Origin of the sequence: Halalkalibacterium halodurans, assembly GCF_004376175.1 — a bacterium.
Lineage (GTDB): Bacteria > Bacillota > Bacilli > Bacillales > Bacillaceae_D > Halalkalibacterium > Halalkalibacterium halodurans.
Map to the genome: position 1 here is coordinate 15,090 of NZ_SNUY01000021.1, position 14,560 is coordinate 29,649.

General features: G+C 44.9%; 13 protein-coding genes and 1 other annotated feature. All 13 genes read left to right on the plus strand.

Annotated elements, in window-relative coordinates; all coding sequences use genetic code 11:
* Position 1 precedes the first annotated feature (1 nt).
* Positions 2–751, plus strand: coding sequence for a 23S rRNA (guanosine(2251)-2'-O)-methyltransferase RlmB (rlmB, locus tag E2L07_RS08700; RefSeq protein ID WP_010896296.1), 750 nt, complete (start codon positions 2–4; stop codon positions 749–751).
* Position 752: 1 nt separating this feature from the next.
* On the plus strand, positions 753–1,265 hold the full coding sequence (locus tag E2L07_RS08705) for an NYN domain-containing protein (protein WP_134229375.1): 513 nt from the start codon (positions 753–755) through the stop codon (positions 1,263–1,265).
* A gap of 75 nt (positions 1,266–1,340) precedes the next feature.
* On the plus strand, positions 1,341–1,994 hold the full coding sequence (gene sigH / locus E2L07_RS08710) for an RNA polymerase sporulation sigma factor SigH (protein WP_134229376.1): 654 nt from the start codon (positions 1,341–1,343) through the stop codon (positions 1,992–1,994).
* 152 nt (positions 1,995–2,146) lie between these two features.
* On the plus strand, positions 2,147–2,296 hold the full coding sequence (gene rpmG, locus E2L07_RS08715) for a 50S ribosomal protein L33 (protein ID WP_010896299.1): 150 nt from the start codon (positions 2,147–2,149) through the stop codon (positions 2,294–2,296).
* Positions 2,297–2,535: 239 nt separating this feature from the next.
* Positions 2,536–2,730, plus strand: a complete 195-nt coding sequence (gene secE / locus E2L07_RS08720) for a preprotein translocase subunit SecE (RefSeq protein ID WP_010896300.1) — start codon at positions 2,536–2,538, stop codon at positions 2,728–2,730.
* A 125-nt stretch (positions 2,731–2,855) separates the two neighbouring features.
* Positions 2,856–3,392, plus strand: coding sequence for a transcription termination/antitermination protein NusG (gene nusG / locus E2L07_RS08725; protein ID WP_010896301.1), 537 nt, complete (start codon positions 2,856–2,858; stop codon positions 3,390–3,392).
* Positions 3,393–3,546: 154 nt separating this feature from the next.
* Complete coding sequence (gene rplK, locus E2L07_RS08730; RefSeq protein ID WP_010896302.1) at positions 3,547–3,972, plus strand: 50S ribosomal protein L11; 426 nt, start codon at positions 3,547–3,549, stop codon at positions 3,970–3,972.
* Positions 3,973–4,092: 120 nt separating this feature from the next.
* On the plus strand, positions 4,093–4,788 hold the full coding sequence (gene rplA / locus E2L07_RS08735; protein ID WP_134229377.1) for a 50S ribosomal protein L1: 696 nt from the start codon (positions 4,093–4,095) through the stop codon (positions 4,786–4,788).
* 89 nt (positions 4,789–4,877) lie between these two features.
* Positions 4,878–5,013 (plus strand) — a sequence feature (ribosomal protein L10 leader region).
* Positions 5,014–5,056: 43 nt separating this feature from the next.
* Positions 5,057–5,554, plus strand: a complete 498-nt coding sequence (gene rplJ, locus E2L07_RS08740; RefSeq protein WP_010896304.1) for a 50S ribosomal protein L10 — start codon at positions 5,057–5,059, stop codon at positions 5,552–5,554.
* Between the two features lie 58 nt (positions 5,555–5,612).
* Positions 5,613–5,978: a 50S ribosomal protein L7/L12 gene (gene rplL, locus E2L07_RS08745; protein ID WP_010896305.1), complete on the plus strand. Its 366-nt coding sequence runs from the start codon at positions 5,613–5,615 to the stop codon at positions 5,976–5,978.
* 231 nt (positions 5,979–6,209) lie between these two features.
* On the plus strand, positions 6,210–6,815 hold the full coding sequence (locus E2L07_RS08750; protein WP_010896307.1) for a class I SAM-dependent methyltransferase: 606 nt from the start codon (positions 6,210–6,212) through the stop codon (positions 6,813–6,815).
* 427 nt (positions 6,816–7,242) lie between these two features.
* Positions 7,243–10,785, plus strand: coding sequence for a DNA-directed RNA polymerase subunit beta (rpoB, locus tag E2L07_RS08755; protein WP_134229378.1), 3,543 nt, complete (start codon positions 7,243–7,245; stop codon positions 10,783–10,785).
* A gap of 89 nt (positions 10,786–10,874) precedes the next feature.
* Positions 10,875–14,495 (plus strand): DNA-directed RNA polymerase subunit beta', encoded by a 3,621-nt coding sequence (gene rpoC, locus E2L07_RS08760; RefSeq protein WP_053432306.1) that lies wholly within the window; start codon positions 10,875–10,877, stop codon positions 14,493–14,495.
* Positions 14,496–14,560 lie beyond the last annotated feature (65 nt).

Here is a 14,560-nt window from a genome sequence, read left to right on the forward strand (position 1 = left end):
CGTGGATCGTGAATTCATTACCGGGAAAAACCCGATCATTGAAGCGCTTCGTTCAGGCCGGCCGATGAATAAAATTTGGATTGGTGAAGGATCACAAAAAGGACAAATGCAAAAGGTTCTTGAGCTGGCCAAAGAACAGGGTGTGCTTGTCCAGCATGTTCCAAAGCGTAAGCTCGACCAGTTAATCGGGCATGAAAACCATCAAGGAGTCGTCGCTTCTGTCGCTGCGTATGAATATGCAGAAATGGATGACCTATTTCAACGAGCAGCAGAAAAAGGAGAAGAGCCATTTTTTATTGTCCTGGATGAAGTGGAGGACCCTCATAACCTTGGGTCGATCCTTCGAACAGCCGATGCTGCAGGTGTCCATGGTGTCATCATTCCGAAAAGACGAGCCGTTGGCTTAACACAGACGGTTGCGAAAGCGTCTACGGGAGCTATTGAGTATGTGCCTGTTGTGCGGGTGACGAACTTGGCACGGACGATGGAAGATTTAAAAAAGCGCGGCCTTTGGTTTATCGGAACCGATGCAAAAGGAAGTGAAGATTATAGAGGCGCAGCCTATGACATGCCAATCGCACTTGTCATTGGCAGTGAAGGTAAAGGGTTAAGTCGTCTCGTTCGCGAAAAGTGTGATTTTCTTGTGCGAATTCCGATGGTTGGTCAGGTAACGTCGCTGAATGCGTCTGTTGCTACTAGCCTTCTTATGTATGAGGCTTATCGTAAGCGACATCCGTTAGGTAGGGAGTAGCATGAGGGAGATTTTAATCGTTGACGGCTACAACATGATTGGTGCATGGCCTGAATTAAAGGAATTAAAGGATCGCGATTTGGCTCTCGCACGGGACAAGCTCATCGATCGGTTAGCCGAGTATCAAGCTTATACAGGTTGTAAGGTTATCCTTGTTTTTGATGCCCATATGGTTCCTGGCGTTGGGCGAACGTATAACAATCACCGTATCGAAGTAATTTATACGAGAAAAAACGAGACGGCAGATGAGCGAATTGAAAGGCTCGTTCGGGAATTGAAACGGATTGATACCCAAATCTATGTAGCCACTTCTGACCTCGCAGAACAATCCCATATTTTTGGGAGTGGAGCCCTGCGAAAGTCAGCAAGAGAGCTTCATAATGAAATGGAAGTAACAGGAAAGGGGATTGAGAAAACTGTCGAAAAAAGCAATAAAGAACATAATTCGACAAAAATTGCCCTTACCGAAGAATTGGCCGAAATTTTTGAAAAATGGCGTCGAGGCGACAGATGAGCGGTTGACGGACTGGAAAATCGTGCTATATAATGTTCGTATAATTTAGACAACAGCTTGTCCGGAGGGATTTCCATGAGCGTGGACCTAAATGCAACTGCTTCCAACCTTGATTTTAATCAGATTGAAGATGAAGGCTTAGTAAACCGAGTTCGTAATGGAGATGGTGCTGCACTGGAGTATTTGATTCATAAGTATAAGAACTTTGTCCGTGCAAAAGCTCGCTCTTACTTTTTGATTGGTGCTGATCATGAAGATATTGTTCAGGAAGGCATGATTGGCTTATACAAAGCAATTCGTGACTTTAAAGGGGACAAGCTATCTTCGTTTAAGGCATTTGCTGAGCTGTGCATTACCCGCCAGATTATCACGGCTATCAAAACGGCAACTCGTCAAAAGCACATACCTCTTAACTCCTATGTTTCTCTCGATAAGCCTCTCTACGATGAAGAATCTGATCGTACGTTGCTTGATGTCGTTTGTGGCTCGCGCGTAACGGACCCAGAAGAGCTTCTAATCAATCAGGAAGAGTTTGATGACATAGAAGTGAAAATGGGCGAGTTATTGAGTGATTTAGAGCGTAAGGTGCTAATGCTTTATCTTGATGGTAGGTCGTATCAAGAAATCTCTGCGGAACTGAATCGTCATGTAAAGTCGATTGATAATGCGCTCCAACGTGTGAAGCGCAAGTTAGAGCGGTATATGGAATTGAAGGGTGTTAGCTTGTAATCTAGTAAATACAGTTCGTCAAGTCGAACTGCCTAATGGCTGAGCACATAGAGTCCCGCCTTTTCAAACCAATAAGAGAACCGATTGACACTCAAACGCTTGTATGCTACATTGAGGTAGTCTGTACACTGAACCAAGTGGGAGGGTTTTCATTGGGAGTGAAGCGAATTCTTGCGTGCGTCGAATGTAGGTCACGCAACTACTCAACGAAAACCAATCAGCAGTCTCATACCGACCGCTTGGAAATGAAAAAGTTTTGTAGGACGTGTAACCGACACACGCTTCACCGAGAAACGAAATAATGTTTTACCGTTATTAATTTTCGATTGCTTTATTTATGAATCGATGAAACTGCAAGAAAAGAAGCTTTAACTATTTTAGACTTGGTGACGAACCAAGTCCAAAATGGTTTTCGGGGTTGCTGTGTATATAAAGTGTACCCCTGCATTTTTGGCTTATGCAATTCTCGGTTGCTTTAAGCGAGTTTTTGAATAGAAGAGGTGCCCTTTGTCTATATTGATTGGTGCTGGAGGTGTCTGTCGTGGCTGGCGGCGTAAAAGGTATTGGTAAGTTTTTTGGTGATGTAGTAGCGGAGATGAAGCGAGTCTCTTGGCCGACTCGTAAGGAGCTTACTCGCTATACACTTGTTGTATTAGGGACTGTAGCGTTCATTACGGTATTCTTTGCCGTTGTTGATTATGGAATTTCCGCCCTCGTACGTGGATTGATTGAATAATGGCCGATGACTAGCGGAACTGCGTAAGTTCGTAAGTGCGAGGTTCCTGAACTTTTGCCCATTCACACCTAGTTGGTTGTGAATGAACCGAAGAGGAGGGAAGGACATAAACCGTCCTACTGTTTATGGAGAAAAATTGGTATGTGGTCCACACGTATTCGGGCTATGAAAACAAAGTGAAGACGAATTTGGAAAAGCGTGTAGAGTCAATGGACATGACCGACAAAATCTTTCGCGTGATGGTTCCGGTTGAAGAGGAAACGGAAGTGAAGAACGGAAAGAGTAAACAAGTTTCCCGTAAAGTCTTTCCGGGATATGTGCTTGTAGAAATGGTCATGACCGATGATTCTTGGTACGTGGTCCGAAATACACCTGGGGTGACTGGTTTTGTCGGTTCCGCAGGTGCGGGATCAAAGCCAACCCCGCTTCTTCCAGAAGAAGTAGACGCGATTTTGCGCCAGATGGGCATGCAAGAGGAGCGACAAGTAGAGATTGATTTCCAATTAAAGGAATCTGTAAAAGTGAAAGAAGGTCCTTTTGCCAACTTCATTGGAACGATTGAAGAAATTCAACTGGACAAGCGTAAGCTAAAAGTGCATGTGAACATGTTTGGAAGAGAAACCCCAGTTGAGCTTGAATTCACCCAGATTGAAAAGATTTAAGAAAGTCTTGATATCTTGATCTGGAAGTGATAAAATTTTTGTGTTTGATCCTGGTTTGTTTTCATGAACCATCGGGTGCGTACAAGCATCCGTTTTTTGAGTGGGAGGGCAAAATGCCCGGTTAACCACATCACGGACTAAGGAGGTGTGTCACGTGGCTAAAAAGGTTATTAAAATGGTAAAGCTACAAATTCCAGCAGGTAAAGCGAACCCAGCTCCACCGGTTGGTCCTGCACTAGGTCAAGCAGGTGTGAACATTATGGGTTTTTGTAAGGAATTTAACGCTCGTACTTCAGACCAAGCAGGTCTTATCATTCCGGTTGAAATCACGGTGTTTGAAGACCGTTCGTTTACATTTGTCACAAAAACTCCGCCTGCTGCTGTTCTTTTGAAAAAAGCAGCTGGAATCGAGTCAGGCTCTGGTGAGCCAAACCGTAACAAAGTTGCAACGGTTAAACGAGACAAGGTGCGCGAAATTGCTGAGACGAAAATGCCTGATTTGAACGCTGCCGATGTTGAAGCAGCTATGCGTATGGTTGAAGGTACGGCTCGAAGCATGGGTATTGTGATTGAGGACTAATGGCTAAGGTTTGAGTGAAGGTTGCGATCGAGGAGAAACTCCTTTTGCCTGTTGGGGCTCGCAACCTTTCATAGTGGGAGGTATAACCGCTAAAACCACATACGAGGAGGAAAAATAGCAATGGCTAAACGTGGAAAAAAATATTTAGAAGCGGTCAAGTTAATCGACCGTGATCAAGCGTATCAAGTAGAAGAAGCATTAGAGTTAGTGAAAAAGGCTTCTGTTGCAAAATTTGATGAAACGGTGGAAGTTGCTGTACGTTTAGGAGTAGATCCTAAGAAAGCGGATCAACAAATTCGCGGTGCTGTTGTTCTTCCAAACGGTACGGGTAAAACACAACGCGTGCTCGTATTCGCAAAGGGAGAAAAAGCAAAGGAAGCAGAAGCGGCTGGAGCAGACTATGTTGGTGATGAAGATTACATTAACAAAATCAGCCAAGGTTGGTTCGATTTTGATGTGATCGTTGCGACACCTGACATGATGGCTCAAGTTGGTAAGCTTGGTCGTGTTCTTGGACCAAAAGGCTTAATGCCAAACCCGAAAACAGGTACAGTTACATTCGAAGTTGAAAAAGCGGTAAATGATATCAAAGCAGGTAAAGTGGAATACCGTGTAGACAAAGCTGGTAACATCCACGTTCCGATTGGTAAAGTATCGTTTGACACAGCGAAACTTGCTGAGAACTTCGAAACAATCATCGATACGCTTGTGAAAGCAAAGCCAGCTGCGGCGAAAGGAACTTACTTGAAGAACATCGCTGTTTCTTCAACAATGGGTCCTGGTGTGAAAGTTAGCACAGCTAGCTTTGGGAAATAAATTAAAAGTTGACAATGCGATCACTCTTGCGTATACTAACGGAGTGTTCTGTTAAAAATCAATAGAGCTTGTTCAGAAAGAACTTTTTGAACAGGCGTTGAAACATACCGTAGACAGTAGGTGCGTGATTCGCTTAATTTCCTACCGAGGTAAGCAAATAGATGAAAGTCTTTTGACTGGACTCGTATGCCCTCATGTCTGCATGGGGGCATTTTCGTTGGCCTCTTGACTGAAACGGTATGGAACGATCCTACAGGAGGTGTGAAAGATGAGTGTCCTAGAACAAAAAAAGCAAATCGTTACTGAAATCGCAACGAAGTTAAAGGAAAGCCAATCGACAGTTGTGGTTGACTATCGTGGATTAAACGTAGCTGAAGTAACTGAGCTTCGTAAGCAACTTCGCGAAGCGGGCTGTGAGTTCAAAGTATATAAAAATACGATGACTCGCCGTGCAGCGGAAGTAGCGGAGTTAACCGAACTTAATGACGTGCTTGTAGGCCCAACTGCGATTGCATTCCACAATGAAGATGCGATTGCACCAGCGAAGATCATTAACAGCTTCGCAAAGGAACATGAAGCGCTTGAAATCAAAGCGGGTGTCATTGAAGGAAACGTAGCGTCTGTTGAAGAAGTGAAAGCACTTGCGGAACTTCCATCACGCGAAGGTCTTCTTTCTATGTTGCTTAGCGTGCTTCAAGCACCTGTGCGCAACTTTGCGTTGGCGACAAAAGCTGTGGCTGACCAAAAAGAAGAGCAAGGCGCCTAATGACGTGTGTTTTATCCATTGATCGGATGATTAATATGAAAATAGGGAGGATTTATCAATGAGCAAAGATCAAATCATTGAAGCGATTAAAGAAATGACAGTTTTAGAACTTAACGACCTTGTAAAAGCAATTGAAGAAGAGTTTGGTGTAACAGCAGCAGCTCCTGTAGCAGTAGCTGGTGGCGCAGCTGCAGAAGGTGGCGCGGCAGAAAAAACAGAATTTGATGTTGTCCTTGAATCAGCTGGTGGTTCTAAGATCAACGTTATCAAAGTTGTTCGTGAAATCACTGGTCTTGGCCTTAAAGAAGCAAAAGCACTTGTTGACGGTGCTCCAGCTCCAATTAAAGAAGGCGTAGCGAAAGAAGAAGCTGAAGAAATGAAAGCGAAGCTTGAAGAAGCAGGTGCTTCTGTAGAGCTTAAGTAGTCATAATTAGCAAAAAGAGGCTCGCGATATCGCGGGTCTTTTTTTCCACTTCTTTTAAAAACGTTACGTCTTTGCTTGATAAGTATAAATGATCGCTTCCGCTAGTAAATAGTGGCGGCAAGTCGAGTTTTTTTAAGACTATCATGAAACTTAATCTGATGAACGGACCTGATAGGCTTCGGTGCATGGATTGACTTATAGGTGGGAATAGGAATAGGAGGGGGTGGCGTAATGACAGACCATTATTATAGTGCAAATCCGATCGTTGGAAGTGATGAGCGAAGCTGGTCCTATACCCTTCGAGGTCATTCTTTTCAATTTACGACAGACCGTGGTGTTTTTTCGAAACAAGAGGTGGACTTTGGTAGTCGTTTATTAATTGAGACATTTCAATTCCCTGAAATTGAAGGAGATGTGCTAGATGTCGGTTGCGGCTACGGGCCAATCGGGATTTCCCTTGCAAGGGATGGAGGAGAGCGCTCGGTTCATATGGTGGATGTAAATGAACGAGCCATCGACCTTGCGAAACGAAATGCAACGGCGAATCACGTAAAAAATGTTGTCGTTTATCGAAGTGACTTGTTCCAACAAGTGCAAGATCGACAATTTGCGGCCATCGTTACAAACCCACCGATACGTGCTGGCAAAAGAGTCGTTCATCAACTTTTTGAGGATGCGCGCGATTACCTTTTATCAAACGGTGAGTTATGGATCGTCATTCAAAAGAAGCAAGGTGCTCCATCGACGCTTGATAAGCTGCATAACTTGTACGAAGAAGTAGAGGTCGTCACGAAGAAAAAAGGGTATTTTATTATTCGTGCAAAAAGAATTGACTGACGATTGCTTTTGTGTTATTGTTATTTAATGCGTATGAATGCCTTTTTATAAATCAAAAAAGGAGTCGTTTGTCAAGTGGATCAACGAGTATATTTAAGGAAGGATTTGGCTATCCTTATATAATCGAATGGTGTAGAGGATTATGGTTTGTGGATAAAACCATTTTTTCTTTTTGTTCCTCTTTCATAGGTTCAAGGGAAGCCAGTGATCTGACAAATGGCAAAAGCATGTTTTTATAGCTCCTGTACTTTTTTAAAAAGAAGACTACTGATTCAGTGAGTCTGATTTTTAGGAGGAAAGTACCTGCGCTTTTCTTAGTATTTGTTCAAAAAAACGTAACGCGAGGCGGTAAAGTTTTAACCGTTTTCGGGTTGTTTCTTTTGAACATCCTCTATTACTATAACGCGAGATTTGAGGGGTGAATCAGTTGACAGGTCAACTCATTCAGTATGGACGCCACCGCCAACGTAGAAGCTATGCACGAATCAATGAAGTTTTGGAGCTACCAAACTTAATCGAGATTCAAACAGCTTCTTATCAATGGTTTCTTGATGAGGGGTTACGTGAAATGTTTCAGGACATTTCACCCATTCAAGACTTCACCGGAAATTTAGTTTTAGAGTTTATTGATTATAGTCTCGGAGAACCAAAATATCCGGTGGATGAGTCAAAAGAACGTGATGTGACCTATGCGGCGCCTTTACGTGTGAAAGTTCGCTTAATTAACAAAGAAACTGGTGAAGTAAAAGAGCAAGAAGTGTTTATGGGGGACTTCCCGCTCATGACAGACACGGGAACGTTCATCATTAACGGAGCGGAGCGAGTGATCGTTTCTCAGCTTGTTCGTTCACCTAGTGTTTACTATAGCGAGAAGATTGATAAAAACGGAAAAAAAGGTTACACCGCAACGGTGATTCCAAATCGTGGTGCATGGTTAGAGTTAGAGACCGATGCAAAGGATATTGTCTATGTGAGAATCGATCGTACACGGAAGATTCCTGTAACGGTTCTTTTGCGTGCCCTTGGGTTTGGTTCTGATCAAGAAATCATTGATTTACTAGGAGAAGACGAGTATCTACGCAACACGCTAGAAAAAGATAACACAGACAGTGCCGAAAAAGCATTGCTGGAAATCTACGAGCGTCTTCGCCCAGGTGAACCACCTACTGTCGAAAATGCGAAAAGCTTACTCGACTCTCGTTTCTTTGACCCAAAACGCTATGACTTAGCGAATGTAGGTCGCTATAAAGTCAATAAAAAATTACACATAAAAAACCGCCTATTCAATCAGCGCTTAGCAGAAACGCTTATTGATCCAGAAACCGGAGAAGTGATTGCGGAAGAAGGGTCCATTATTGATCGTCGTACGTTGGATCGCATTCTCCCATATTTAGAAAACAATGTTGGTTTCCGGACTGTTCGCATGTCTGGTGGTGTTGTGGAAGAAGATGAAGTTCGTCTTCAATCGGTGAAAATCTATGCACCAGATGATCAAGATGGAGAACATGTCATTCGTGTCATCGGCAACGGACTTGTTGAAAAGGAAATTAAGCATATTACACCGGCGGACATCATCGCTTCGATTAACTACTTCTTTAACTTGTTGCATGGTGTCGGTGGAACCGATGACATTGATCATTTAGGAAACCGTCGCCTCCGTTCTGTCGGTGAGTTGTTGCAAAACCAATTCCGTATCGGATTATCGCGTATGGAGCGGGTTGTTCGTGAGCGTATGTCTATTCAAGACCCGAACAGCATTACGCCGCAAGCACTTATTAACATTCGCCCAGTGATTGCATCGATTAAAGAGTTCTTTGGTAGCTCACAGCTATCTCAATTCATGGATCAGACGAACCCGTTAGCGGAGTTAACGCATAAGCGTCGTCTTTCTGCGTTAGGGCCTGGAGGATTAACACGTGAGCGCGCAGGGTTTGAGGTTCGTGACGTCCACTACTCCCACTATGGACGGATGTGTCCGATTGAGACACCGGAGGGTCCAAACATCGGTTTGATCAACTCGTTATCCACTTATGCTAAAGTCAACGAGTTCGGCTTTATGGAGACACCTTATCGCCGCGTAGACCCTGAAACTGGGAAGGTTACGGCGCAAATTGATTACTTAACGGCAGATGAAGAAGATAACTACGTTGTGGCCCAGGCGAACATGAAGCTTGCCGAGGACGGATCGTTTATCGATGAAAACATTATCGCCCGCTTCCGTGGTGAGAATATCGTTGTATCTAGAGATCGTGTGGACTACATGGACGTATCGCCGAAGCAAGTCGTTTCAGCTGCGACATCATGTATCCCGTTCTTAGAAAACGATGACTCTAACCGGGCGCTTATGGGTGCGAACATGCAACGTCAGGCGGTACCGCTTCTTGTACCGGAAGCTCCAATTGTCGGAACAGGGATGGAGCACATATCGGCGAAAGATTCGGGTGCTGCGATCGTCTCTAAACACCGCGGAATTGTCGAGCGAGTAACGGCGAAAGAAATTTGGGTTCGTCGTCTAGAAGAAGTGGACGGAAAAGAGATCAAAGGGGATCTTGATAAATATCGCCTACAGAAGTTTATTCGCTCGAACCAAGGAACGAGCTACAACCAACGTCCAATCGTAAAAGAAGGAGACGTGGTGGAGAAGCGTGAAATCCTTGCTGATGGACCTTCGATGGAAAAAGGTGAGATGGCGCTCGGACGCAACGTTCTCGTCGGCTTCATGACTTGGGAAGGGTACAACTATGAGGATGCGATTATTTTAAGTGAGCGTCTCGTAAAAGACGATGTGTACACATCGATTCACATTGAGGAGTACGAGTCAGAAGCTCGTGACACGAAGCTTGGGCCAGAAGAAATTACGCGGGATATTCCAAACGTCGGGGAAGATGCATTGCGCAACTTGGATGAGCGAGGAATCATTCGCGTTGGGGCAGAAGTAAAAGATGGCGATATTCTCGTCGGTAAAGTAACGCCTAAAGGTGTGACGGAGCTGACAGCGGAAGAGCGTTTACTTCATGCCATCTTCGGTGAGAAAGCTCGTGAAGTACGTGATACGTCCTTACGTGCGCCGCATGGCGGAGACGGAATCGTCCTTGACGTGAAAATCTTCAACCGTGAAGACGGTGATGAACTGCCTCCTGGTGTAAACCAGCTCGTCCGTGTGTACATTGTTCAGAAGCGTAAAATTCATGAAGGGGATAAAATGGCCGGTCGTCACGGTAACAAAGGGGTTATCTCTCGGATTCTTCCAGAAGAGGATATGCCGTATTTACCTGATGGCACGCCGATTGACATTATGTTAAACCCACTAGGGGTACCTTCACGAATGAATATCGGACAAGTGCTTGAACTTCATTTAGGAATGGCGGCTAGACGTCTTGGCCTTCATGTGGCATCACCAGTATTTGACGGTGCTAGTGAAGAGGACGTCTGGGCGACGCTTGAAGAAGCAGGAATGGCGCGAGACGGAAAAACGATCTTGTATGATGGACGTACAGGTGAACCGTTTGATAATCGTGTCTCCGTCGGCATTATGTACATGATCAAGCTTGCTCACATGGTTGACGATAAGTTGCACGCACGTTCGACAGGTCCTTACTCCCTTGTAACGCAACAGCCATTGGGAGGTAAAGCGCAGTTCGGTGGTCAGCGTTTTGGTGAGATGGAGGTATGGGCATTAGAAGCTTATGGTGCTGCCTACACCCTTCAAGAAATCCTTACCGTCAAATCGGATGACGTCGTAGGTCGTGTGAAAACGTACGAAGCCATCGTAAAGGGAGAAAACGTCCCTGAGCCTGGTGTTCCAGAATCATTTAAAGTTCTTATAAAAGAGCTACAGTCTCTCGGTATGGACGTCAAGATGCTATCAAGTACTGAGGAAGAGATTGAAATGAAAGAGCTTGATGATGAGGATGAACAAGCAAGCGACAAATTGAACTTGAATATTGATTCAACAGAATCAAATGTTTAATCAGCTGAAAGGGGAGCAGTCCCCTTTCACTTGCTCTTTAAATTCGTTACCTGCTTTTGGACATGGAAATCATAAGGGAGGTTGGCCCCTTGATAGACGTAAACAATTTTGAGTACATGAAAATTGGTCTTGCTTCACCAAATAAAATTCGTTCTTGGTCTCGCGGCGAAGTGAAAAAGCCGGAAACCATTAACTACCGTACCCTCAAACCAGAAAAAGACGGGCTTTTCTGCGAGCGTATTTTCGGTCCGCAAAAGGACTGGGAGTGTCACTGTGGAAAATATAAGCGCGTTCGCTACAAAGGGGTCGTTTGTGACCGTTGTGGTGTTGAAGTCACGCGGGCGAAGGTTCGCCGTGAGCGGATGGGTCATATTGAGCTAGCAGCACCTGTCTCTCATATTTGGTACTTTAAAGGAATCCCAAGCCGAATGGGGCTTGTTTTGGATATGTCTCCACGATCACTTGAAGAAGTCATCTACTTTGCTTCTTATGTAGTGACAGATCCAGGGGATACACCACTTGAAAAGAAACAATTACTTTCTGAAAAAGAATTTCGCGCGTACTTAGATAAATATGGCCGCTCATTTACAGCGCAAATGGGGGCGGAAGCGATTCGTAAGCTGCTTATGGATATCGACCTCGATAAAGAAGTCGATGGGCTAAAAGAAGAGCTTCAAACAGCGCAAGGCCAACGCCGGACACGTGCAATTAAACGACTGGAGGTGCTTGAAGCATTTCGTAACTCTGGAAATGAACCTTCTTGGATGATCCTTGATGTTCTTCCGGTCATTCCACCAGAATTACGTCCAATGGTTCAGCTTGATGGGGGGCGCTTTGCAACCTCTGACCTCAACGACTTATATCGTCGCGTGATTAACCGGAACAACCGGTTAAAGCGTCTCTTAGATCTAGGCGCACCAAGCATTATTGTGCAAAACGAGAAGCGTATGCTGCAAGAAGCGGTTGACGCTCTCATCGATAACGGTCGCCGTGGTCGCCCTGTGACAGGTCCTGGTAACCGCCCACTTAAATCTCTTTCTCATATGTTGAAAGGGAAGCAAGGGCGCTTCCGTCAAAACCTTCTCGGGAAGCGTGTAGACTACTCGGGTCGTTCCGTTATCGTCGTAGGTCCGAACTTAAAAATGTATCAGTGCGGCCTGCCAAAGGAAATGGCGCTTGAGCTGTTCAAGCCATTTGTCATGAAAGAGCTTGTTAGCAAAGGGTTAGCACATAACATTAAAAGCGCGAAACGAAAAGTGGAACGGGTACAACCAGAGGTATGGGACGTTCTTGAAGAAGTTATCAAAGAGCATCCGGTTCTTCTTAACCGTGCACCGACCCTTCACCGTTTAGGAATCCAAGCGTTTGAGCCGACACTCGTGGAAGGTCGTGCGATCAAGCTGCATCCGCTTGTATGTACAGCGTATAATGCCGACTTTGACGGGGACCAAATGGCGGTTCACGTCCCGCTATCAGCAGAAGCTCAAGCTGAGGCGCGGATTTTAATGTTGGCTGCGCAAAACATCTTAAACCCGAAAGATGGAAAGCCGGTTGTTACGCCGTCACAAGATATGGTTCTTGGGAACTACTATTTGACGATGGAGCGTGAAGGTGCAAAAGGCGAAGGTTCTGTATTTAAAGATACGAACGAAGCTTTAATCGCGTACCAAAACGGCTATGTTCATTTGCATACGCGGATTGCGATTCCTGTTGCTTCTTTAGGGAAAACGACATTTAAAGAAGAGCAAAACTCTCAGTTGTTGTTAACAACGGTTGGAAAGCTTATTTTTAATGAGATTTTACCTGAATCGTTCCCTTATGTGAATGAGCCAACTGCTCATAACTTAGAGGTGGAAACACCGAGCAAGTATATGGTTCCGACTTCAACCAATGTGAAGGAACTTTTCCAAGAGCGTGATGTAGTCGCTCCATTTAAGAAAGGATTCCTTGGAAACATCATTGCTGAAGTGTTTAAGAAGTTTAAGATTACCGAAACGTCTAAAATGCTTGACCGTATGAAAGACCTCGGGTTTAAATACTCAACGAAAGCTGGTATTACGGTCGGTGTTGCCGATATCGTAGTCCTGCCAGAGAAGAAGGAAATTCTTGCTGAAGCTGAGAAAAAGGTTGATCGTGTGCTTAAGCAATTCCGCCGTGGTTTAATTACGGAAGAAGAGCGTTATGACCGTGTCATCTCCATCTGGAGTGAAGCGAAGGATGTCATTCAAGATAAGTTGATGGGCTCCTTAGATAAACGCAACCCGATCTTTATGATGAGTGACTCTGGTGCCCGTGGTAACGCCTCTAACTTTACACAGTTAGCAGGTATGCGTGGGTTAATGGCGAACCCGTCCGGTCGAATTATCGAACTTCCAATTAAATCAAGCTTCCGTGAAGGGTTAACCGTCCTCGAGTACTTTATTTCGACTCACGGTGCCCGTAAAGGTCTTGCCGATACAGCCCTTAAGACAGCTGACTCTGGTTACTTAACACGACGTCTTGTTGACGTTGCCCAGGATGTCATCGTTCGCGAGGATGATTGTGGTACGGATCGTGGCTTAGAAGTGGAAGCCATTAAGGAAGGGAACGAAATCATTGAAGGTCTTTACGACCGACTTGTTGGCCGCGTAGCCTTTAAGACGGTTCGTCACCCTGAAACCGGTGAGCCGATTGTAAAGAAAAACGAGCTAATTCACGAAGATCTCGCAAAGGAAATTGTTGAAGCTGGAGTTGAACAAGTAACGATTCGCTCTGTCTTCACATGCGATACACGTCACGGTGTATGTAAAAAATGCTACGGCCGCAACCTTGCAACAGGTAGCGATGTAGAAGTTGGCGAAGCGGTAGGTATCATCGCAGCTCAATCGATCGGTGAACCAGGAACGCAGTTAACGATGCGTACGTTCCACACCGGTGGGGTTGCGGGAGACGATATTACTCAAGGTCTTCCGCGGATTCAGGAGCTATTCGAAGCTCGTAATCCAAAAGGGCAAGCGGTTATCACCGAGATTGAAGGGGAAGTTACCAACATTAATGATGCAGATAAGCGCGAAATTACGGTCAAAGGTGAAATGGAGACGAAAACTTACTCCATTCCTTACGGCGCTCGTATTAAAGTAGAGCTTGGCGAGCAAGTCGTTCCGGGACAGAGCTTAACTGAAGGGTCTATTGATCCGAAAGAGTTGCTGAAAGTTCAAGGGATGACAGGTGTTCAAGAATACTTGCTTCGTGAAGTACAAAAAGTATACCGTATGCAAGGGGTAGAAATTGGCGACAAGCACGTAGAAGTGATGGTTCGTCAAATGCTACGTAAGATTCGCGTTATTGATGCAGGGGACACAGAAGTGTTGCCAGGCTCTCTAATTGAGATCCAACACTTTAATGATGAGAACAAAAAAGTTCTCCTTTCAGGAAAACGCCCTGCAACCGGTCGCCCAGTCTTACTTGGAATTACGAAAGCATCCCTTGAAACAGACTCGTTCCTATCAGCCGCATCGTTCCAGGAAACGACGCGTGTTCTTACCGATGCAGCCATTAAAGGGAAAAGAGATGAGCTTGTTGGCCTAAAAGAAAATGTCATCATCGGGAAGCTCGTGCCAGCAGGTACAGGTATGAACCGTTACCGTAACTTAGACATTGTGTCCGATTATGACCAACAAGCCGTTGGTACCGAAGAAGCAGTGATGGAAGAAGCGGTAACGACAGAATAAAAGTTTTTCATAACCTTTACAAAGAAGTGGTTGACACGTAAAATACACGATGATATGATATCTGA